Below are 21093 nucleotides of genomic sequence, written 5' to 3' on the forward strand. Positions count from 1 at the left end.
CGCGGCTCAGCGCGGGCCCGCAGCAGGCGCCGCGGGAAAGCGAGACACCGCGGCGAGCGGCGGCAGCCGCGCCGCCACCACCTGCATCGGGGTGAGCAACAGCGGCCGGAGCAGCGTCTTGGCCCGCTCGTCGAAGGGCTGGAGGAGCGCGTCGGCCTGTCGCGTCGCCTCGACCAACCGATCGGCCATGAGGCGCGCGTCGACGTTGGGGTTCAGATCCTCGAGGCGCTGGATCTCGTCGCGAAGCGCGCTGAGCAACGAGATGTACCTCGCCAGGGGCGTGTCCGTGATCGGCGCCGAGCCGCTCGGCGCGGCCGGCACGCCGAACTCGACGGTCCGCTTGAACTCATCCGGCACCGAGCTCGGCCGGTTTCTGATGAGCTTCACGTTGACGGGGACCTTCAGCCTCGTCTTCTGCTCGATCTTTCGATCGAGGTACTCCTTCCCCCGCTTGGCCAAGGCCGAGTCCTCGATCGCGCTGCGATCCCGCTTCCACTGCGTGTTGTCCTCGAGAGCGCGGAGGATGCGGAGGTAGGGGTAATCCGCCTGGGTGAGCGCCTGGTACGTCTCCTTCGCCTCCTTCAGGTTGGCCGGGACCCGCACGGTGAGGTCCGCCATCCAGTCGGTCCACTGCGCGATGTAGCTGACGTCGTAGTCGGCCGCGAGGCCGTCCAGGTTCTTGTTGATCGAGGCTTCCTCGCCGGGGGCGAGGTCCACGACCCACCGCTCAGCCATCAAGCTGTCGGCGCCGCTCTCGAGCCTCTCGAGCACCGCGAAGTGCCCCCTCTCGGTGTACGGACCGTCCACCTCCTTCCAGCGCTTCTCCTTCGCGTACAGCTTGCTGCCGATGATCTTCAGCACGGCGGGACGGTCGGCGAACATGTCGCCGAGCGTGTGCGGAGGGTACTTGCGGTTGGCGCGGCTGTTGTCGCCCGTCTCGTCGTACTTCTCCTCGATGATCGCGTTGACGAAGAAGTCGTAGTACCGCTTCCGCGGCGGCACGGCCTGGAGCGTCGCGCGCACGCTCGCGACCAGATCCTCCTTGCGCGCGATCGGGGTGACCCGCTTCTCCTTGATGAGCGTCAGGTAGTACTCGACGTGCCGCTCGAGCTGCTTCTTCAGCTCGGTCTCGGTGAGGTTCGAGGTCGCCCGCAGCACCTCGGCCCAGAGCGAGGTGAACCTGTCCTTCGCCCACGCAACGTCGAGGTGCTCGACGTCGCTCAGCATCAGGTACAGCTTGAGGTCGTTCCGCTCGCGGAGGTAGTGGTCGCCCTTCGCGAGCTTGAGGCGATCCTCGAGCCGCTGCTTGCACGGGATCACGAAGCCGTTCTGGAGGCTGGCGACGTAGACGTGCACGAGCGGCGGGTACACCGTCTCGCCCTGGAACATCGTCCACCCCATCCCGTCCGGCGGCCCCTCCTCGCGCGCCTTGTCGATCTCCTTCAGCCGATCCAGCGCAGGCCGCAGCGCGGCGAGCTTCTCCGAGAGGGGTCGCGTGTCCTCCCACCGGAGCGCGCTGACGGCGCGCGCGTCCGCCTCCACGTCGCGCAGGAACGCGCGGTTGTTGGCGAACGACACCACGCTGGGGATCGCGAGGATGACCCCGAGCGCCGCGGCCGCCGCGCTGATCGCGCCGCGAACGAGCCGCTGGCGCCGGATCTCGCTCGCGCTCCTCGCGGCGATGTCCCCGTCCGGGAAGACGACGTTCATGAAGACGTCGTGGAGGAAGTAGCTCTTCGACTCCACGTTCTGCTGCGCCGCGGCCTCGTGCGTGCGGATCCCCATCGCCTGGCCCATGCGCTGGAGGACCCGGTCGAGCGGCCTGCCCTCCTGCGTGCCGCTCGTGAAGTAGAAGCCGCGAAAGATGGGCGTCCCCTGGAACGCGTTGACCATGAAGACCGTCGAGACCAGATCGGAGAGGTTCCGCCGGATACCCGAGAACTCGAGCGGGAACTGGTAGACGCGCTCGCGCGCCTCGCGGCTGCGCTCCATCACGAGCCGCTTCAGCGAGCGGCCGTGGATCTGCTTCGCCAGGGCGTCGAACTCCGCGTCGAACAGCCTCCCTGGGTCGGCCTTGTCCGCGCTGAGCTTGAGCGTCGCTCCCCACGCCTGCGCGCGGTCGCTCTTGCGCATGTCGCCGAAGAACTCCGAGAAGCCCGCGATGAGGTCGCATTTCGTGAACAGGAGGTAGACGGGCAGCACCATGTGGAGCTGCGTCATCACCTCGTCGATGCGCGCCCGGAGCTTCTTCCCCATCAGCTCGACCTGCTGCTCGCTCGCGTCGATGAGATCCGCCACGCTCACGGCGACCAGGATGCCGTTGAGCGGGCGGCGAGCGCGGTGCTTGAGGAGCATCTGCAGGAACGCGATCCACTCCTCGTGGTCGTCCTGCTCCGTCGTGTAGCGCCCCGCGGTGTCGAGGAGGATCGCCTCGTTGGTGAACCACCAGTCGCAGTTGCGCGTGCCGCCGACGCCGCGCACGCCGCCGCCGTTGCTCGGGTGCGCGTACGGGAAGACGAGGCCGGAGTGCTTCAACGCCGTCGTCTTCCCCGCCCCGGGCGGGCCGATGATGACGTACCAGGGCAGCGAGTAGAGCGCGGCGTTGCCGTGCTCCTTCCCCTTGCCGAGCTTCGAGCTCTTCAGGGCGCTGATGCCGCCCTGGACCTGCCGCTGGAGCTCCTGGATCTCGGCGCGGCGCTCGGGCCGCGCGTTGAGCGCCTGCTGCGCTCCCTGCTGGACGATGGCCCGCTCAAGCGCAGACGCGGCGCGGCGCGCGTTGATCCGGCGGTACACGAAGAGCGCGATCGCGGCGAGCGCGATGACGACGCTCGTCGCGATCGGGATCGCGGTGGGCAGGTCGAACGTGAAGAACGCCGCCCACGAGATGAGGAACAACAGCCCGAAGAGGACCCACAACACGGAAGCGACGATACCACCGGTCGCCGCTTCCGGAGCACGTCCACGCGGCGCCGCCGGGCGAGCGTGGGCCGACCGCGCGCCGCGATACGCGCGTCAGTCGCCGCCGCGCTCGTAGTCGCCCGGATCGAGCGCGGCGTCGGTATCCTCGCCGGCCTCGAGCCGGCGCGAACGGATCGCGTCCACGGCGATGTCGATCACCTCGAGCCGCGTCGAGGGGGCGTAGTACTCGTTTTCCGAGACCGACGGCAGCTCCGCGAGCCTGGCCGCGACCGCCTCGCGATCGTCTTCCTCCAGCTCCAGCGCCGCCGGATCGCCGCTCAGGGAGTCCTCTGCAAGGTCCGGCGCGGCGTCGGCCCGATGTCCGCGCGTGAGCGCCTCGCGCACGAAGAGGACGGGGCTGAACGCGAGGTAAACCGAGCCGAACTGCACCTGCCAGTAGGTCGGATCTTCGCCATCCAGGCGCCACCACGACGCGTGCCGGCGCCGGATCACCTCGCCGAAGTAAGCGCCTGCCATGTGCGCGATCACCGGCAACGCTTCGACCCGCTCCGACGTCGCGCCGCGCGCCTGCTCGAGGTAGTGGTCGAGCACGGGCAGGGTCTCCGGCCGATAGTCAAGCCGTACGCCGAGGGCGCGCTCCACAAACCGCACGCACCCCTCGGCGAGATCCTCCACGGTGGACGGCGGCGGCGCGACAGGTTCGACAGCTGCAGCGGACAGCGCAGACTCGGCCGGCCGCTCCGCAGAAATCGGAGACGTCCCTGCACCGTTCTGTTTGGTATTCATGGGCTCCACGCTATTCTTCTCCGGTGCGGGTGGCCGCTCGTCAACGTGGTCGTGCTTGGAGCGCCTCGGCAAGCTCCGCAAGGACCGTGTCCGGCCCTCGACCGTCCTCTGCAGATCCCCGGGCGCAGCGGAAGCACGCTCCGTCGGAGCCGACAAAGCTGACGAGACTGACGGAACTCACGGGACCGACGGAACTGAAGGAACTGACGGACCCGATGGATCCGCCGGAGCTTACGGAACCGCCGGAGGTAACGGAACCGCCGGAGGTAACGGAACCGCCGGAGGTAACGGAACCGACGAGCCAGCCGACACAACGCCAACGGGCCGACAAAGCTCGGTGCCGGTCGTACCGGGCCATCCGTGGATCCAGGTTTGAATTCCTAACGGAAGTCGAGGCCTTCGTGCTAAGCTCCGCCCTCGCGTCGAAATGAGACTCGGGATTTTCAGCGATACGCACGCCAACTACGAGGCGCTCAGCGCTGTGCTCGAGTCCTACCGCCACGAACGTATCGACGTTTACTACTGCCTCGGGGATACGGTCGGCTACGGCGGCTCGCCGAACGAGTGCGCCGATCTCGTCCGCAAGGTGGCCAAGAAGACGATCCTCGGCAACCACGACGCGGCCGTCGCGGGCCGGATGGATTACTCGTATTACTACGAGGCCGCCCGGCAAGCGCTGGACACCCACGCAGCGATGCTGTCCTCCGAGAACGCGGCCTGGCTCCGGAGCCTGACGTACCAGGAGAAGTTGACGGACATCAACGTCGACCTCTGCCATGGCTCGCCCGTCCGGCTCGAAGAGTTCGAGTACATCTTCGCCCCCGAGCAGGCGCGCGAGTGCCTCCCGATGTGGAACGAGCTCGGTCACATCACGCTGATCGGCCACTCCCACCTCTGCAAGGTGTTCGCGCTCACGCCGAACAGCGTCGAGGAGCTCCCTGCGGTGGACTTCCAGCTCGAGCAGGGTCGCAAGTACATCGTGAGCGTCGGCTCGGTGGGACAGCCGCGGGACTACGACAACCGCGCGAGCTACACGGTCTACGACAGCGACACGAAGCGCTTCGAGTTCAAGCGCGTCGAGTACGATATCGAGACAGCGGCGGAGAAGGTGCTGCGCGCCAAGCTCGAGCGCAACTTCGCCCACCGCCTCTACATCGGGGTCTGAGGCTCCAGACAGCGGCGGCACCTGGCGCACGCTCGGTGCGGCAGGACCGAGGGCATGCGCGCGCTCGTGCGCGGACACGTCGCGCATGGCTTGAGGCCTCAGGGCGGCGCGAGGCGCAGCTGGGCCAGGCGTTTGCGCGCCGGTGCCGCGCCCCTTCAGCGGCTCGCGTCATGTCCAGGGCGGCGAGCCCTGGCAGAACGGCGTGGCCGGCACTGATAGAGCAGCATGCTCGTCTGGTTGTCCGGCGACTCGGCGGAGAAATCGCTGCGGAGCTCCGTGAGCTCGAAGCCGTTGTAGTGGAGCAAGGCCTCGAGCTCCTGCGGGTAGAACTGACGATGGGCGAGCGGCGTCATCCAGCGCTGGCCGCCGTCGACGGGCGAGAACTCCATGGAAACGAACAGGATCTGCCGGACCTTGTCGTAGTCGAACCGCTCCGTGTACCGGACGAACTCGCCGGGGCCATCCTTCGTGGGGTACCGGAACCGCGGCGTGGCGTAGGCGCGATCCGGATCTCGCGCGAGCTCTGCCGGCTCGGGCATGGAAACATCGAAGACGAGCTCGCCCTTCGGCGTCAGATGCTCGCGCGCTCGCGCGAGGAACCGCTCCACATCCACGCGCGTGTACAGGTGCAAGAAGGCGTTGAACGGGCAGATCACGAGCGGAAAGCGGCGCCCCAGCCGCAGCGCCCGCATGTCGCCCCGCCGGAGGCTCACGCGAGAGGAGACAGCGCGCGGCTCACGTCCCAGCTGAGCGCGCAGATCGCCGAGCATCGGCGCGGACAGGTCCACGCCGGTGATCTGGACCCCCGCCCTCGCGACAGGCAGCGTGATCCGTCCGTTACCGCAGCCGTACTCGAGCACCGGCCCCGCAGACGCGAGCGCGAGGTCGACGTAGTAGCGGACGTCATCCTTACGGCGCGCGTACGTCTTCGCGTAGTACGCCGGATCCTCGTAGTGGGCCGACGTCCCTGCTTCGAGCTCCGGATCGCGACGCTGGCCGGAGCCTGAAACGCGCGCCGACCGCCTCGTGGCCATCCCGCTCATGCGAGGCAACAGATCAAGCGCAGCGCTGGCACGGTGACGGGAGCGAGCTGCGGAACGGAGCCCCTACGGAGGCGCGCATCACCGGACGCGCGCCCTTCCGATGCGGCATCAGCGCTGGCCGCCAGCGTTCATCTGCTGGAGCCACTCGGATACGACCTCGTGGGAGCTCCGGTGGAAGTGCACCTTGCCCGCGGCGATCTCTCGGAGGCTGGTCACGGCAGGCTTGTTCTTCGTCTTCACGAGGGCGTCCGAGCCCTTCATGAGCTGCCGCGTCCGGTTGGCCGCGAGCACGACGAGAGCGAAACGGTTTTCCTCGCGCTCGAGGCAGTCTTCCACAGTCACACGCGCCATAGGGGGGCCGAGAGTAGCTCCCCGCCCCGGCAAGCGCAAGGGACATGCCGCCCCGGCGGGTCTACCTGCTCTGCTTCCTCCGCTTCCTCTGCTTCCTCTGCTTCCTCTGCTTCCTCTGCTTCCTCTGCTTCCTCTGCTTCCTCTGCTTCCTCTGCTTCCTCTGCCGCTTCTGGTTCTGCCTCCCGCTCTTCCTCCTTTTGCGGTTGCGGCGCGCGCTGCCGCTTCGCCCGAGCGGTGGTTCACGTTGTTCGTTGCCCTCCACGCAGGTCCCGGCTACGAGGTCGCACCGTGGCCGCTGACCAGGACTCTCTCCTTCCCCCTCCCCCTCGTCCGGCCCCCGGGCTGAAGTACCGCCGCATCGTGCTCAAGCTGAGCGGCGAAGCGCTCTGCGGCGAGGAAGGGGGGTTCGGCATTCGTCCCGAGACGCTCCACCACGTGGCCGGCGAGGTCGCCGAGCTCCAGCGGATGGGGGTGCAGATCGGGGTCGTCGTGGGCGGCGGCAACATCTTTCGCGGGCTGAAGGGCGCGAGCGCGGGGATGGACCGCTCCCAGAGCGACTACATGGGCATGCTCGCCACCGTCATCAACGCGCTCGCCCTCCAGGACGCGCTCGAGAAGACGGGCGTGCCGACGCGCGTGATGACCGCGATCGAGATCCGGCAGGTCGCCGAGCCGTACATCCGCCGCAGGGCGATGCGGCACCTGGAGAAGGGCAGCATCGTCATCTTCGCCGCGGGCACGGGCAACCCGTTCTTCTCGACCGACACGGCGGCGGCGCTGCGGGCCATGGAGATCCAGGCGCAGGCGCTGTTCAAGGCGACCAAGGTCGAAGGCATCTACGACCGCGATCCCGTGCGCCACGAAGGCGCGCAGATGTTCGCGCACCTGAGCTACGACCGCTTCCTCGCGGACAGGATCGGGGTCATGGACTCGACGGCGGTCACGCTCTGCCGCGAGAACAAGATGCCCATCCGGGTGTTCAAGCTCATGACCCGCGGCAACATCCTCCGCGTCTGCAGGGGCGAAGAGATCGGCACGATCGTCGACTGAGCGCGCGTTCGAGCGCTCAGCGCGCGCGACGATCCGAGGCGTTCGCCGGCACGCCAGCCCGAACGAGGCGCTGCGACCTCGAGCCACGCGGAAACCATGCTAGACCCCGAGCCAGCAATGACCCGAGCTCCGGTGCGCCGACCCCTGCTCGCCATCTCGCTCGTCGCGCTCGTCGCGGGCTGCGACGAGCCCGCCCTCCAGGTCCCCTCGGACGCGGGGGATCCGGTCTTCGGCCTCACCGCCGAGCAGTCGGCGCGCGTGCTCGCGAAGGTCGGGGACAGGGTGATCACGCTGGGCGACTTCGGCAGGACGCTGGAGCGAATGGACCAGTTCGATCGGCTCCGCTACCAGACGAAGGAGCGGCGCCGCGAGCTGCTCAGCGAGCTCATCGACGCGGAGCTGCTCGCGCTGGAGGCCCGGCGCCGAGGCCTCGACAAGGACCCCGCGGTCGAGGACACGATCCGGCAGATCCTCCGCGAGGCGATGATCGCCCGGGCGCGAAAGGGCCTGCCCGCGCCGGCCGACATCCCCGCGTCCGAGGTGCGCGCGTACTACGAGGCGAACGCCGACAAGTTCAGCGAGCCCGAGCGCAGGCGCGTGGCCGCCATCGTCGTCGGCGACCGAGCCCTCGGGGAGAAGGTCCTCAAGGAGGCGCAGAAGGCCGGGAGCAGCAGCGCGTGGGGTGAGCTCTTTTTCAAGCACTCGCTCACGGCGCCGAAGGACAAGAGCGCGGCCCCGCCGCTCGATCTCGCCGGAGAGCTCGGCATCGTCAGCCCGCCCGGCGATCCGCGCGGCGCCCACCCCCGCGTCCCAGAGCCGGTCCGCGCGGCCGCCTTTCGCATCGGCGGCGTGGGTGCGGTCGGCGAGGAGCTCGTCGAGGCCGACGGACGGTTCTTCGTCGTCCGCCTGAACGGGCTCACCAGCGGGCACCGGCGCGAGTTCGCGGAGGCCGAACGCTCGATCCGGGTCGCGCTCCTCCAGCAGAAGATGCAGGAGCAGGAGCGCGCTCTCGAGGACGAGCTGCGGAAGAAGTTCCCCGTCGAGATCAACGAGGCGGCGCTCTCCTCGGTTAAGCTGCCGGAGCAGCTCACGGAGACCGGGAGCGCGGCGCAGCCCGATCCCGCGAAGCCCCGCACGCCACAGCCGGAGCGGTCCGGCGCTGCCGCGGCGCCGTCGAGCGATGCGGGCAAGTAGCGAGCTCGTCGCCGCCGCGCGGCTCGCCCGGGGACCCGGCGAGGAAGGCGCGAACACCCGCGCCGTCGCGCCGCCGGAGCGACCGGGGCCGCTCGCCGCGAGCGCGCAGCAGGGAGCGCGACCAGCCCGCGTGAAGACGCGGAAGAGCGACTGGACATGGCAGCTGCGTCACGCTCTCTCGAGCGCCGATGAGCTCCACGGGGCGCTGTCGCTGACGCCGGAGGAGCTCGCTGGCGCCAGGCGCGCCGAAAAGGCGGGGCTGCCCATCCGCGTCACCCCCTATTACCTGAGCCTCTGCGACGACGCCGATCCGGCGTGCCCGATCCGCCGGCAGTGCGTGCCGCTCGCCGACGAGTCCGCCGAGGTGCCCGGCGATCTGGTCGACCCCCTCGGCGAGGTCGCGCACGAGGTCGCCCCCCACCTCGTGCAGCGGTACCCGGATCGCGCGCTGCTCCTCGCGACCGACCGCTGCGCCGTCTACTGCCGCTTCTGCACCCGATCACGCATGGTCGGCGACGGCGGCGGCGCGGTGGCGCTCGAGCGCCTCGCGCCGGCGATGGCGTACCTCGAGGCGCACCCGGAGGTGCGCGATGTCATCGTGAGCGGCGGCGATCCCCTCGCCGTCTCGACGGACCGCGTCGTGCGGCTCATCGCTCGGCTGCGGCAGATCCAGAGCGTGGAGACGATCCGGATCGCGACGCGCGTGCCGGTCACGCTGCCGCAGCGGATCACCGCGGAGCTCGTGCGCGCGCTCAAGCCGTATCACCCGCTCTGGGTGATGACGCACTTCAACCACCCGAAGGAGCTCACGCCCGCCGCCGAGCGCGCGTGCAAGCGCCTCGCGGATCACGGCTTCCCCGTCATGAACCAGACCGTGCTGCTGCGCGGTATCAACGACGACGCGACGACGCTCGCGACGCTCTTCCGGGGTCTCGTGCGCTGGCGGGTGCGCCCCTATTACCTGCTCCAGATGGACCCCGTGCGCGGCACGGCGCACCTGCGCACGCCGCTCGCGACCGGCGTCTCCCTCATGGAGCAGCTCCAGGGCCGGCTCACCGGCATCGCGCTGCCGAAGCTGATCGTGGATACGCCCGGCGGGATGGGCAAGGTGCCCGTCGGGCCCGAGTACGTCGTCGACCGTCGGCCGGGGCGCACCGTCCTCCGCACGCACCGCGGCGTCGAGGTCGAGTACGTCGACCCCCCGGCGGGGTCTTCTGGCTGAGCCGCCCGCTCAGCGACCCAGGCCCCGCGAGAGCGGCTTCGCGACCCGGAACGACAGGTTCAGCGCCCGCGCGATCCCGAAGAAGCGGGTGCGCGACGCGCTCCTGCACTGCTGCGAGTCCGCGGCCCAGCTCCCGGAGCGGACGATGCGCCACGGCGGCGCGTCCCCGCCAGCGTCGGCCGCCGATTCGAGCTCACCCGACGTCTCCGCCCACGATCGCTCGCCGTTCACGTCGGCGACCCACTCGCGCACGCCGCCCGCCATGTCGCGCACGCCGTAGGGCGAGGTGTCGATGGGAAAGGTCCCTACCGGCTCCGGCTGCGCCAGGAACGGCCGCGACGAGCGCATCAGGCAGAACGTCGGGTCGAAGTGATCTCCCCACGGGTAGAACCGCCCGTCGGTCCCGCGCGCCGCCTTCTCCCACTCCAGCTCGGTGGGCAGCCGGATCTCGATCCCGTCGCGCTCGCTCCGGAAACGGCAGTAGGCCACGGCGTCAAACCAGTCGATGAGGATGACCGGCAGGTTCCAGAGGTGCCCCTCCTCCGCCGGGAACCGCTTCTGCGCGTCGCCCTCGACCACGCTGGGCAACGGCTCCCAGCCGCCGCTGCTGGCGGGCCGCGCGACGTAGCCCTCGGAGCCGCGCGTCCCGTGCGGCGCGCGCTTGAGGGCGAGATCGAGATCGCGCGTCTCGAGCTCGTTCAGGAACTCGCAGTACTCGCGGAAGGTGACGGGGAACTTCGCGATCGCGACGTCGGGGACGTGGAGCTCGGCGCGGCGGAGCGGATCGTCGGCCTGCGCGTCGCCGCCGGCGATGAAGGTCCCCCCCGGGATGTACACGAACCCCTCGCCGATCTCCGCGTCGGTGTAGAGGTTCACCTCGACGCGGTGGTGGGTGCCGCGCTTGAGCAGCAGCGGGTAGCGCACGTCCCGGCAGCCGGCGCGCTTCAGGATGAAGAGGTAGCTGCCCGGCTTGAGGTGCACCTCGCGGAGCGGCGTGCGGCCGAGCGAGCGCTCGTCGCTCGCCACGAGGATGCGATCCTTCTCGACGTAACGGTACGCGACGACGCTCGCGCCGGGCGGCGACGAGTCGAACGAGAGGACGGAATCGGCGGTGAGCAGCGCGGCGTAGCGGCCCACGTCGAACTCCGCCACGAGCGCCTCGTGGTAGATGCGCGCCGCGTGCTGGTGCTCCTGGTCCGCCCGCACCGCGCGCGACCAGTAGAGATCCGCGAGCCCGGCGCGCGCCTCGACCAGGTCCGGATCGTACGCCAGCGCCTTCGTGTAGAGATCGATCGCCTCCGCCGCGGCGCGCGCCTGCTCGCGCTCGACCCCGGCGGCCCTGTCCTCGAGCTGCCACCCGGCCCGCTTGCGCTCGATCGCCTCGTACTCCTTCACGTCCTTGAGCAGCCGCCGCGCCTCCTCGACGAGCCGCTCGCGCTCGCCGTCGAGCCGCCGGTCACGCTCGAGCGGGGCCTTGGCGAGCTCGCAGAGCTTGATGGCCTCCTCGCGGCGGCGCATCCGCTCCTTGGCGCCCTCGAGGAACGCCTCCGCCTCCGCCGCGACGCGGTCGGCGGTCGGCGGGCGCTGATCGGGATCCTTCGCGAGCATCGCCAGGCAGAGATCCTCGAGCAGCAGCGGGCAGCTCGGCGCGATCGAGCGCGGCGGCCTGGGATCGCGCGTCTGCGTCGCGAGGATCACGGCGAGGACGGTCGGCGCGTCGAACGGGTGCTCGCCGGTGAGGATCTCGTAGAGCACCACGCCGAGCGCGAAGATGTCCGCGCGGTGATCGATCCGCGCGTGGTCCCCTCGGATCTGCTCGGGCGCGATGTAGCCGGGCGTGCCCGAGAGCGCGCTCGCGATCGCCTCGTGCCGCCTGCGGCCGAAGTCCTGCCCGCTCGGATCGATGGAGATCGGCTCGCTCACCTCCGCCCTCGCGAGCAGCTTCGCGTTGCCCCAGTCGCCCAGGTAGACCTCGCCGTAGTCGCCGAGCAGCACGTTCTCCGGCTTGATGTCGCGGTGGGCGACGCCTCGCCGGTGCGCGTAGGCCAGCGCCCGGGAGATCTGCACGAACGCGCCGATGAGCCGGACGAGCGGCCATTGCCTGCGGAGCTCGGGGTTCGTCAGCACGTTCTGCAGGCTCTGCCGCTTGACGACCCGCATGGAGTAGTACGGCTGACCGTTCGGCAGCGTGCCGAGGTCATAGACCGGGATGATGTTCGGGTGCTCGAGCTGGGCCGTGATCCGCGCCTCGGTCCGGAAGCGGTTGCCTACCGCGGAGTCCTCCTCGGCCCCCGGCTTCAAGGTCTTCAGCGCGACGACGCGCCCGATCTCCCGGTCGCGCGCCTTCACCACCTTCCCGGCGCCGCCGGCCCCGAGCGCCTCGCCCACCTCGTACCGGGTGCCGCCGGAGTTCACGGCGCGCGTGGCGGAGGTCGCGAGCGTCGGGAAATCGGCCCCGACGTCCTCTTCGGGCAGGTCGATCTCCCGCTGCGTGTCGAAGCGCAGCGCGTCCTGGTCCTCGCTCTGCGGCGAGAGGGCGCGCGCGGCGGGCGGGCTGCGGCCCTCCTGCGCGAGCAGCTCCGGCAGCGCCGCCAGCTGCTCCGGCGTGAGGATCCCCTCGAAGAGCTCCTGGGGCGTCGACGCGCCGCCGAGGGTCCATCGGCAAGCCATATCCCAAAGGGCGTTGGGCTCGATGAGCCCTCGCGCCACGGCGGCGACGGCCAGGGCACGAGCCTCACGAGTCTGAGCGAGCTTCACTCGAGCGACCTCTCGTCCGAAACGATCTCACCCCGCGACGCGAGGCGGAAGGCCACGCTGAGGCCGTCGAGCGCAAGGCGCGGCGAGCCAGGAGCGCGTGGCGCTCCCGCGAGCGATCGAGGGCTGCCGGTGACGCTGTTCCGTGCGCATCTCACGAGGCGCCGCACGTCAGTTGCCGTGGCAGGCGACCGCTCTGCTGCCACGCCGGCCCGAGCTGCCCCGTTCGAAGTCGCGGCGCGGCGGGTCCGCAGCGGCGATGGCGCCCCCCGCGTCCCGGTCTTCAGATGGTCTACGTATCGGGAATTCCTGCATTTACCATCGGCAGCTGGGCGCCGTTCAGCGTACGTGGTGTCCCCTCGGCCATGCAAGAGAGTAGGGCGGAGCCGCTCGAGGAGCGCGGTCATTTTTCGTCGCAGGTCCCGCGCGACTCGCACGTCCCCACGTCTCCAGGTCGCGCGCGTTTCGCATCTTTCGCATGTTTCGCATGTTTCGCATGTTTCGCACGGTTCGCACGGTTCGCACGTTTCCGCCGGCCTCGCTCCCTTGTCGTACAGGCAGCGAGGGGTCGTCGCCCCGCCATGGCTTCGCGCGGTCGCGCGCGGCGGGACAGGGCGGGATCATCGCTCACGGAGCGAAGCTCCTCTATGCGTTCGCCGGAGCCACCGCGCCCGAGGCGACGGGGATCAACCGCAAGGCCTGCGGCGGCGCTCACGACGTCATCGCCTCCAAGCACATCGGGGTCGATGACAACCTCGCGTTCCCGACGGCCGAGCTCGCGATCATGGGCCCGGAAGGCGCGGTGAGCATCGTGTATCGCAGCGAGATCCAGCGAGCAGCCGACCCGGCCGCCGCCCGCGCACGCATCGTCGGCGACGACAAGGCGAAATTCGCCACCCCGTACAAGGCGGCCGAGCTCGGCTTCATAGACGAGGTGATCTGCCCGCGCATGCTCCGCACTCGACTGGCTCGAGCCCTCGACCTCCCGCGCGACAAGCGGGACAAGAACCCACCGACGAAGCACGGAAACATCCCGCTTTAGCAGAATTTTGCGGCAGCTGGCAGCCCGCGAGAGCTGGGCTCCGGGAGAGATCGGCGAGCAAACCGCTTAGAGCGCCACGGCAGGTGGGTGCTGGGGCGAGCGACGCCGTTGCGCGGCCGATCCCGAGCGTGTAGAAACGACTTGCGTGGCTGTTTTTCTTTGAACTCCACGCGCGATGCTTCTCTCTGACCGACGATCTGCACAGGTGCACCCGGGGGCCGGTCGCAGGAAACGGGTGGTTTGGCAGGCATGCCGAGCGTTGGGGGGGCGCCGAGTACACGAATGAAGGGTCGGTTGGGTTCTGTGGAGGTATTGAGCATGAAATCTTGGGTATTCGCTGCGATTTTGATCTCCGGCTGCGCCCTCGTGGCTTGCGGTGACGACGGCAACACGTCGTCGGGCTCCAGCACCACCAGCAGCAGCGGGAGCAGCAGCTCTGGCGGCGGCAACGGCGGCAACGGCGGCAACGGCGGCAACGGCGGCAATGGCGGCAGCGGCGGCGCCGGCGGAGAAGGAGGCGCGAGCGCCACGAGCACTTCCTCGACGGGTACCCCGACCTGTGATGACACCGAGGACACGTGCGGCCGCGACACGAATGCGGGCTGCTACAAGTGCGCCGTCGATGGGCCGTGCAAAGAGGTCCACCAGGGCTGCGTGGACAGCGACGATTGTATTGACGTGGTGGTGTGTATCGCTGAATGCGCCGCGGAGGAAGACTCGGCCACGTGCATCGAGACGTGCCGCACCGACAACGCGGCCGGGGTCGAGGCCTACGACGCCCTCATCACGTGCACTGTTTGCGAGGAGTGCGCCGAGAGCTGCGATGCCGGCGGAGAGCCGGTATGTGGCCTGTGAGCTCCTGACAACAGCAGCGCATCTCCGAAGGGGGCGCCAGATGGCCGCCCCCTTCGGCCTTTATGCGGGCCGAGCCGCGGCGGACGGCTCGCCCGCGCCAGCCGTCGCGGCTCGGCAGCCGGCGCAGGGGGCGCGAGGCACGACACCGGCGGCTCCGGAGCAGCACGGAAGCGGCGGCGTGCCAGCGGGGCGAGGGAGCGGGGCGGTTCGGGTCCCGAGCGAGGGCGGGGAGCGCCTCCCGAGGGACGTCGCCCCAGCGCGCGCGCCCTCGCCGCCGTGCGGGCGCCTCGACCCGGCGCTCCCGGCCAGGGCCTTGGCCCAGCGGCAGGCGCCGCCGGTCCACGAGCAGGCGGCAGGCGCCGCCGGTCCGCGGGCCAGGCGGCAGGCGCCGCCGGGCGCCGCCGGGCGCCGCCGAGGCAGAGCGGCGGAGACGCGAGGTAGCTCACGCGCAGGCGGCCGGCCTGACTCGGCGACCTCCGGTCCCGGGCCCCCAATCGCGCAGCATACTCCGGGTTGCGCCTTCATGGGCCGGGCAACCCGTGGTAACGCTTGGCGGCGCCGCCGATGTGCGGCATCCGACATGGGAAAGAACCTTCTCGTCATCAATGTGGACATCCGCGAGACACGCGTCGCGCTGATCGAAAACGGGATCATCGCTGAGCTGCATCTCGAGCGGGAGAGCTCCAAGGGGACGCTCGGAAACATCTACCTCGGCAAAGTCAGCCGTGTTTTGCCCGGAATGCAGGCCGCGTTCATCGACGTGGGGCTCGAGCGAGCAGCCTTCCTGCACGTCGAGGACCTCATCCGGCCCGACGATTTCGAGGCGTACCTGGCTGGGCACCGCCGGACTGTCGAGGAAGAGCGCGCCTCCTCGCGAGGCCGCGCCGCGCGTGGCAGCGAGGCGCCTAGACCTGATGAAAGCGAGGTGCATGAGCTATCGGGCGCAGAAGCCGCGCCCGAGAGCCCCGACCTGACGCCCGGGCCAGACGAGCTCCGGGAAGGAGCGGACTTCGGGGCGGAAGAAGGGTTCGAGGCCGGCGGCTCCGTCGATGCCGGCGGCTCGCTCGACGAAGGGAGGGACGTGCCGATCGAGCTGCCCACGGCGCTCGATGTGCTCGGAAGCCCCTCCGGCCAGGCGTTCGCCGGCGTGGGGACGATGGTGGCGCTCGACGAGGCCGACGACCCGGAGCCGGAGATCGACGACGGGCACGAGCACGACGGCGCGGACGACGACGACGAGGAGCTGGTCGCGCCAGGCGGAGGCAGCGACGCCGACGAGGCCAGCGACGAGGAATCCGGCCCCGACGAGGCGAGCATCGAGGACGACGACGAGCTCGACGCGCCCGGCTACGAGGTCGAGCCTGCCTCCCCGCCACCGGAGGATGCCGCGGACGCGTGGAGCGCGGCCGAGGAGCATCCGGAAGCGCTGAGCAACACCGCGGACAGCGGCGAGGCGGGAGCGCAGGAGGCGAGCGCGTCGGACGAGCCCGCCGCGCACGGCGCCGCCGGCGACTGGCCAGCCGGACAGGAGGCGAGCGCGCCGCCGGTCCCGGAGGCCGCGGCAGCGGCCTCGGACGATGACGTCCCGCCGGCAGCGCGAGCGCGCAGCGGGCGCGCGCGCGGACGGCGCGAGGCGCGCGTGCGCCGATCGGGACGGACGCGCGACCGGCGCGCCAACCTCGAGGGCGGCGCCGCGCTCGCGGAGGCGGCCCCCGCGGAAGCGCGCGAGGGGCGCGAAGGCCGCGAGGCCCCGCGCGAGGGGCGCGAAGGCCGCGAGGCCCCGCGCGAGGGGCGCCAGGCCCCGCGCGAAGGCCGCGAGGCGCCGCGCGAGGGACGCCAGGCGCCGCGCGAAGGGCGCGAGGGCCGCGAGGCGCCGCGCGAAGGGCGCGACCGGGGCGGCAAAGGACAGGGCGGCGGACGCGAGGGGCGCGATCGCGAGCAACGCGGGCGCGAGCAGCGGACGCGAGAGCGCGGGCGCGAGCAGTCGCGGGACGGCAAGGGCAAGAGCGCGGCGCGGGGCCAGCAGAGCTCACGCAGCTGGCAGAACGAGCCGCCGCGGATCTCGAAGTCGACGCCGATCCGGGAGGTCGTCCGCGAAGGGCAGGAGGTCATCGTCCAGGTCTCGAAGGAGCCGATCGGGACGAAGGGCGCCCGGGTCACGAGCCACATCTCGCTGCCCGGCCGCTATGTCGTGTACCTGCCGACGGTCGATCACATCGGGATCTCCAAGCGCATCGGCTCGGAGAAGGAGCGATCCCGGCTGCGGGACGCCATCGAGGCGATGAAGCCTCCGCAGGGCGGGCTCATCGTGCGCACGCTCGCCGAGGGCCTCACGAAGAAGCAGCTCAAGGCCGACGTCGGCTACCTCGTGCGCCTCTGGGGCGAGGTGGCGAAGAAGCGGGAGAGCGGCGTGAGGGCGCCTGCGGTGCTCTACACCGAGCTCGACCTCGTGCTGAAGACCGCCCGCGACCTCTTCACCGACGACATCGAGAAGATCGTGATCGACGACCGCGAGGAGTACATCCGGCTGCGGCGCTTCGTCGAGATGTTCATGCCCGAGCGCGCCGACGCGGTGGAGCTCTACGAGGGGACGGAGCCGATCTTCGACGCGTACGGGATCGAGGACGAGATCCAGCGCGCGCTGTCGCGGAAGGTCCCGCTGCCCTCGGGCGGGCACCTGATCATCGACCAGGCCGAGGCGCTCACCGCGATCGACGTGAACACAGGGCGGTTCGTCGGCAAGGGGTCGAAGGATCTCGAGGAGACGATCCTGACCACGAACCTGGAGGCGGTCGAAGAGATCGCCTACCAGCTCCGGTTCCGCAACATCGGCGGGCTCATCATCCTCGACCTCATCGACATGGAGCGCGCCCAGAACCGGGAGAAGGTGCGGCGCCGCCTCGAGGAGCTGCTCTCCAGGGACAAGGCGAAGACCACGCTGAACCGGATCTCCGATCTGGGCCTCATCGAGATGACCCGGAAGCGGACGCGCGAGAGCCTCGGGCGGACGATCCTCGAGCCGTGCTTCTACTGCGACGGGACGGGCCAGCTGCAATCCAAGCAGACCGTCGCCTACGAGATCCTGCGGCAGATACGGCGCGAGCGGATGAACCTGCCCGGCTACTCGGTCGTGGTCAACGCGCACCCGGCCGTGATCGACCTGCTGAAGAACGACGAGCGCATCGCCGTGCAAGAGGCGGAGCGGCTGTTCCAGCGCCGGATCGATCTCGTGCCCCGGAAGGAGTACCACCTCGAGCAGTTCGATCTGCAAGGCAGGTAAGGCGTCATGGTGGACGATCAGGGTTCTCCGGAGAGCAGCGACGCGAAGACGGGACGCAAGGAAGAGCGCGTCACCATCAACAAGGAGTTCGAGTCCTACGACGCGTTCATCAACGAGTACGTGACGAACATCTCGCGGACCGGCGTGTTCGTGCGCTCGAAGACGCCGCTCGCCGTCGGGACGAAGGTGAACCTGCGGTTCACCGTGATCATGGACGACATCGAGACGGTCGAGGGCGTCGGCGAGGTCGTGCGCGTGCACGACGATCCGCAGGGGATGGGCGTCGTCTTCACCGAGCTGTCGGGCTACTCGCAGGGGCTCATCGACAAGCTCCTGACCAGCCAGGGGCACCGCACCTCGAAGGGCTAGGCAGAGGGCGTCGGCGATGTTCACCGGGCTTGTCGAGACGATCGGGGTCCTCCGCCGCCGGAGCGGCGGCGCCGTGGCCCGCGCGCTCGTGGAGGCGAGCCTCGGGCCGCTGACGCTCGGCGAGTCCGTGAGCGTGAACGGCGCCTGCCTCACGGTCGATCGCATCGCGCCCGGCGGCTTCGAGTGCGACATGTCCGCCGAGACCCTCGGCCGCACCACGCTCGGCGCGCTGCCGGTGGGCGCGCGCGTCCACCTCGAGCGCGCGACGCCGCTCGGCGCGCGGATGGGGGGGCACGTGGTGCTGGGCCACGTCGACGGGCTCGGCCGCGTCGTCGAGCACGCGCGGGCCGGCGACGCGATCCGCCTCCGGGTGAGCGCCCCGCACGAGCTCGCGCCGTACCTCGCGCCCAAGGGCTCGATCGCCGTCGACGGCGCGAGCCTCACGCTCAACGCCGTGTCCACGCCGGGCGCCGCCGAGATCTGGTTCGATGTGATGCTGGTGCCGCACACCATCGGCCGGACTCTCCTCGGAGAGCTCCGCCCCGGCGCGGCCGTCAACCTTGAAGTTGACGTGCTCGCGCGCTACGTGGCGCGGGCGCTCGCGGTCGCGTCGCTCGCCAGCGTGAAGGGCCGCTCGAGCCAGGACGCGCTCGGCGGCGATGCCTCCGCCGAGCGCGACGAAGAGCGTGGAAATACGGGAGAGCATGCGGATCACGACGAACGACTCCTCGCAAAGCTGCGCGCGGGGGGATTCTGGTGAGGCTGTGTCGGCCGCCTCGAGCGGCAGGCTCGACCAGGACATGACCTCCGGGGGCCCGATGCCTCATCGGCTGACCATCGACAAAGCGGTCCTCGACCGGGTGAACACCGCGCTCGATCACATCCGCGCGGGCAAGATGGTGATCCTCGTCGACGACGAGGATCGCGAGAACGAGGGGGATCTCTGCATGGCCGCGGAGGCGGTCACCCCCGAGGCGATCAACTTCATGGCGATGCACGGGCGCGGGCTCATCTGCCTCGCCCTCGACGAGGAGCAGGTCGCGCGCCTCGAGCTGCCGATGATGTCCGCGCCAGGGCGGAGCGGACCGCCGCTCGGCACCGCCTTCACGGTCAGCATCGAGGCGCGCACGGGGGTGACGACGGGGATCAGCGCCGCCGATCGGGCGCACACGATCCGGGTCGCGATCGCGCGCGACGCCGCGCCCGAGGACCTCGTCACGCCGGGGCACGTGTTTCCGCTGAAGGCGCGCCGCGGGGGCGTGCTCGTGCGGACGGGGCAGACCGAGGGGTCCGTGGATCTCGCGCGCCTCGCCGGGCTCCGGCCGGCGGGCGTGATCTGCGAGATCATGAACGACGACGGCAGCATGGCCCGCATGCGGGATCTCGAGGGGTTCGCCGCGAAGCACGGCCTGCTGATCGTGACGGTGGCGGATCTCATCCAGTACCGGCTCCAGACCGAGCGGCTGGTCCGCTGCGTGGGCGAGCGGACGCTGCGGCTCGATCTGACGGGCACGGAGTGGACCGTGTACGTCTACGAGGTGATCAACGAGCAGCGGCAGTTCCTCGCGCTGACCAAGGGCGCGGTGGCGACGCCGGACCCCATCCTGTGCCGCGTGCACTCCGGGTCGACCATCGCGGACCTCTTCAGCTCGACGCCCCTCGACGGCGGCTCGAACCTGCGCGAGGCGCTCCTCGCGATCGAGGGCGCCGGCGTCGGGGTCGTCGTCTACATCCCGTCGCGCGGGGACCTCGGCCGCGAGCTGGAGCTGCTGAAGGGCTCGGGCTCCGACGAGGCGCTCCCCGTCGTGAAGACGCAGCAGCCGTGGACGCTGCGGGAGTTCGGCCTCGGCGCGCAGGTCCTCGCGGACCTCGGGGTGCACCAGATCCGGCTCCTCACGAACAGCCAGCCGAAGATCGCGGGGATCACCGGGTACGGGCTCACCGTGATCGAGCGGGTGCCGCTCGTCTCGATGAAGGGCGAAGCCTGACAGACGGGCGCGCTCGTTCGCTGGTAAAAGGACGCTCGGACAGGATCGCGATCGGGGCGATCGCGCATCCCGCGCGGCAGGAGAGAGGAACGGCGGATGGCAGAGCAAGCGGTCGGGCAGGCACAGGCGAGGGTGATCGAAGGGAACCTGGTGGTCCCGCCGGGGGCGCGCTTCGCGATCGTGGCGAGCCGCTTCAACCACTTCATCGTCGACCGCCTGGTCGAGGGCGCGCTCGACGCCATCGCGCGGCACGGCGGCGCGCTCGGTCGGACGTCGATCGTGCGCGTCCCGGGCGCGTGGGAGATGCCCACCATCGTGGGGAGGCTCGCGCACAAGAAGGGCGTCGACGCGATCATCACGCTGGGCGCGGTGATCCGGGGCTCGACGCCGCATTTCGACTACGTGGCGGCCGAGGTCACGAAGGGGATCGCGACCGTGTCGCTCCAGACCGGGGTGCCGGTCACGTTCGGGGTGCTCACGACCGACTCGATCGAGCAAGCGGTCGAGCGGGCCGGCACGAAGCATGGCAATAAGGGGTGGGAGGCCGCCGTCAGCGCGATCGAGATGCTCGCGCTCGGCGCCGCGCTGGACACCGCTGGCCTGTAAACGAAGGTTCTGAGAGATGGGTGCGCGCTCTACCGGCCGCGAAGCGGCCTTGCAGATGCTGTTCGCGGTGGAAGCCGGCGGGAGCTCGGCGCCCCGCGTCGTCGCGACCTTCTGGCGCGAGACGCCGGGCGATCCCGAGGGACGCGCCTACGCGGACGAGGTGGTGGTCGGGGTCGCCGAGGATCTCGCGGCCGTGGACGAGGCGATCCGGAAGGCGAGCACGAACTGGCGCCTCGAGCGGATGGCGCGCGTCGATCGGAACGTCCTCCGGCTCGGCGCGTGGGAGCTCATGAACCGCCCGGAGGTGCCGCGCGCGGTCATCCTCGACGAGGCGGTCGAGCTCGCCAAGCGCTACGGCAGCGAGGAGAGCGGCGCCTTCGTGAACGGCGTGCTCGACCGGATCGCCGAGAACCTCGGCCGCGTCGACCGGGATCGCTGAGCGTCACGGCGCGCCGTCGCTCAGGCGCGC

At 70.4% G+C, this 21093-nt stretch carries 18 protein-coding genes; 13 read left to right on the forward strand and 5 right to left on the reverse strand.

The annotated features are described in order from the left end of the window. Positions 1-6 precede the first annotated feature (6 nt). Entirely contained in the window at positions 7-2919 is a 2913-nt protein-coding gene (tssM, locus tag WMF44_RS38625; RefSeq protein WP_437295049.1) for a type VI secretion system membrane subunit TssM, read from the reverse strand. A 93-nt stretch (positions 2920-3012) separates the two neighbouring features. Beyond that, positions 3013-3777, reverse strand: a complete 765-nt coding sequence (locus WMF44_RS38630; RefSeq protein WP_437295050.1) for a hypothetical protein — start codon at positions 3775-3777, stop codon at positions 3013-3015. A 355-nt stretch (positions 3778-4132) separates the two neighbouring features. Between WMF44_RS38630 and WMF44_RS38635 the strand changes: the two genes are divergently transcribed. Then, positions 4133-4870: a metallophosphoesterase family protein gene (locus tag WMF44_RS38635; RefSeq protein WP_012239864.1), complete on the forward strand. Its 738-nt coding sequence runs from the start codon at positions 4133-4135 to the stop codon at positions 4868-4870. Positions 4871-5025: 155 nt separating this feature from the next. On the opposite strand, the gene WMF44_RS38640 is transcribed toward WMF44_RS38635, so the two are convergent. Then, complete coding sequence (locus WMF44_RS38640) at positions 5026-5913, reverse strand: class I SAM-dependent methyltransferase (RefSeq protein WP_437295051.1); 888 nt, start codon at positions 5911-5913, stop codon at positions 5026-5028. 108 nt (positions 5914-6021) lie between these two features. Continuing rightward, positions 6022-6264 carry a DNA-directed RNA polymerase subunit omega gene (gene rpoZ / locus WMF44_RS38645; protein ID WP_044966694.1) on the reverse strand — a complete coding sequence of 81 codons (243 nt, stop codon included), beginning with the start codon at positions 6262-6264 and terminating at the stop codon, positions 6022-6024. 44 nt (positions 6265-6308) lie between these two features. On the opposite strand from rpoZ, the gene WMF44_RS38650 reads away from it, so the two are divergent. The 4 genes from WMF44_RS38650 (at position 6309) to WMF44_RS38665 (ending at position 9730) form a co-directional block, all read left to right on the forward strand. After that, positions 6309-6563, forward strand: coding sequence for a hypothetical protein (locus WMF44_RS38650; RefSeq protein ID WP_437295052.1), 255 nt, complete (start codon positions 6309-6311; stop codon positions 6561-6563). Then, on the forward strand, positions 6553-7314 hold the full coding sequence (gene pyrH, locus WMF44_RS38655) for a UMP kinase (RefSeq protein ID WP_080599110.1): 762 nt from the start codon (positions 6553-6555) through the stop codon (positions 7312-7314). Before WMF44_RS38650 ends, pyrH begins: the two co-directional genes overlap by 11 nt. Before the next feature lie 117 nt (positions 7315-7431). Then, on the forward strand, positions 7432-8508 hold the full coding sequence (locus tag WMF44_RS38660; protein ID WP_437295053.1) for a peptidylprolyl isomerase: 1077 nt from the start codon (positions 7432-7434) through the stop codon (positions 8506-8508). Then, positions 8495-9730 carry a KamA family radical SAM protein gene (locus WMF44_RS38665; protein ID WP_437295054.1) on the forward strand — a complete coding sequence of 412 codons (1236 nt, stop codon included), beginning with the start codon at positions 8495-8497 and terminating at the stop codon, positions 9728-9730. The genes WMF44_RS38660 and WMF44_RS38665 overlap by 14 nt, the downstream gene beginning before the upstream one ends. Before the next feature lie 9 nt (positions 9731-9739). Here the strand turns inward: WMF44_RS38665 and WMF44_RS38670 are convergent, their stop codons facing one another. Continuing rightward, positions 9740-12400, reverse strand: coding sequence for a protein kinase domain-containing protein (locus WMF44_RS38670; protein WP_437295055.1), 2661 nt, complete (start codon positions 12398-12400; stop codon positions 9740-9742). A gap of 580 nt (positions 12401-12980) precedes the next feature. Between WMF44_RS38670 and WMF44_RS38675 the strand changes: the two genes are divergently transcribed. The 8 genes from WMF44_RS38675 (at position 12981) to nusB (ending at position 21063) form a co-directional block, all read left to right on the forward strand. Beyond that, complete coding sequence (locus tag WMF44_RS38675) at positions 12981-13526, forward strand: carboxyl transferase domain-containing protein (RefSeq protein ID WP_437295056.1); 546 nt, start codon at positions 12981-12983, stop codon at positions 13524-13526. 318 nt (positions 13527-13844) lie between these two features. Next, entirely contained in the window at positions 13845-14381 is a 537-nt protein-coding gene (locus WMF44_RS38680; RefSeq protein WP_437295057.1) for a hypothetical protein, read from the forward strand. A 580-nt stretch (positions 14382-14961) separates the two neighbouring features. Further along, positions 14962-17661, forward strand: coding sequence for an Rne/Rng family ribonuclease (locus WMF44_RS38685; protein ID WP_437295058.1), 2700 nt, complete (start codon positions 14962-14964; stop codon positions 17659-17661). Positions 17662-17667: 6 nt separating this feature from the next. Continuing rightward, positions 17668-18030: a PilZ domain-containing protein gene (locus WMF44_RS38690; protein ID WP_272102827.1), complete on the forward strand. Its 363-nt coding sequence runs from the start codon at positions 17668-17670 to the stop codon at positions 18028-18030. Between the two features lie 16 nt (positions 18031-18046). After that, entirely contained in the window at positions 18047-18790 is a 744-nt protein-coding gene (locus tag WMF44_RS38695; protein ID WP_437295059.1) for a riboflavin synthase, read from the forward strand. 58 nt (positions 18791-18848) lie between these two features. Further along, a complete protein-coding gene (gene ribB / locus WMF44_RS38700) occupies positions 18849-20018 on the forward strand; it encodes a 3,4-dihydroxy-2-butanone-4-phosphate synthase (RefSeq protein ID WP_437295060.1) in 1170 nt (389 codons plus the stop codon). 96 nt (positions 20019-20114) lie between these two features. Next, positions 20115-20624: a 6,7-dimethyl-8-ribityllumazine synthase gene (gene ribH / locus WMF44_RS38705; protein WP_437295061.1), complete on the forward strand. Its 510-nt coding sequence runs from the start codon at positions 20115-20117 to the stop codon at positions 20622-20624. Positions 20625-20640: 16 nt separating this feature from the next. Continuing rightward, a complete protein-coding gene (gene nusB, locus WMF44_RS38710) occupies positions 20641-21063 on the forward strand; it encodes a transcription antitermination factor NusB (protein WP_012239877.1) in 423 nt (140 codons plus the stop codon). Positions 21064-21093: the final 30 nt, after the last annotated feature.

The sequence above is a fragment of the Sorangium sp. So ce426 genome, assembly GCF_051475585.1.
GTDB classification, from domain to species: domain Bacteria; phylum Myxococcota_A; class Polyangia; order Polyangiales; family Polyangiaceae; genus Sorangium; species Sorangium cellulosum_B.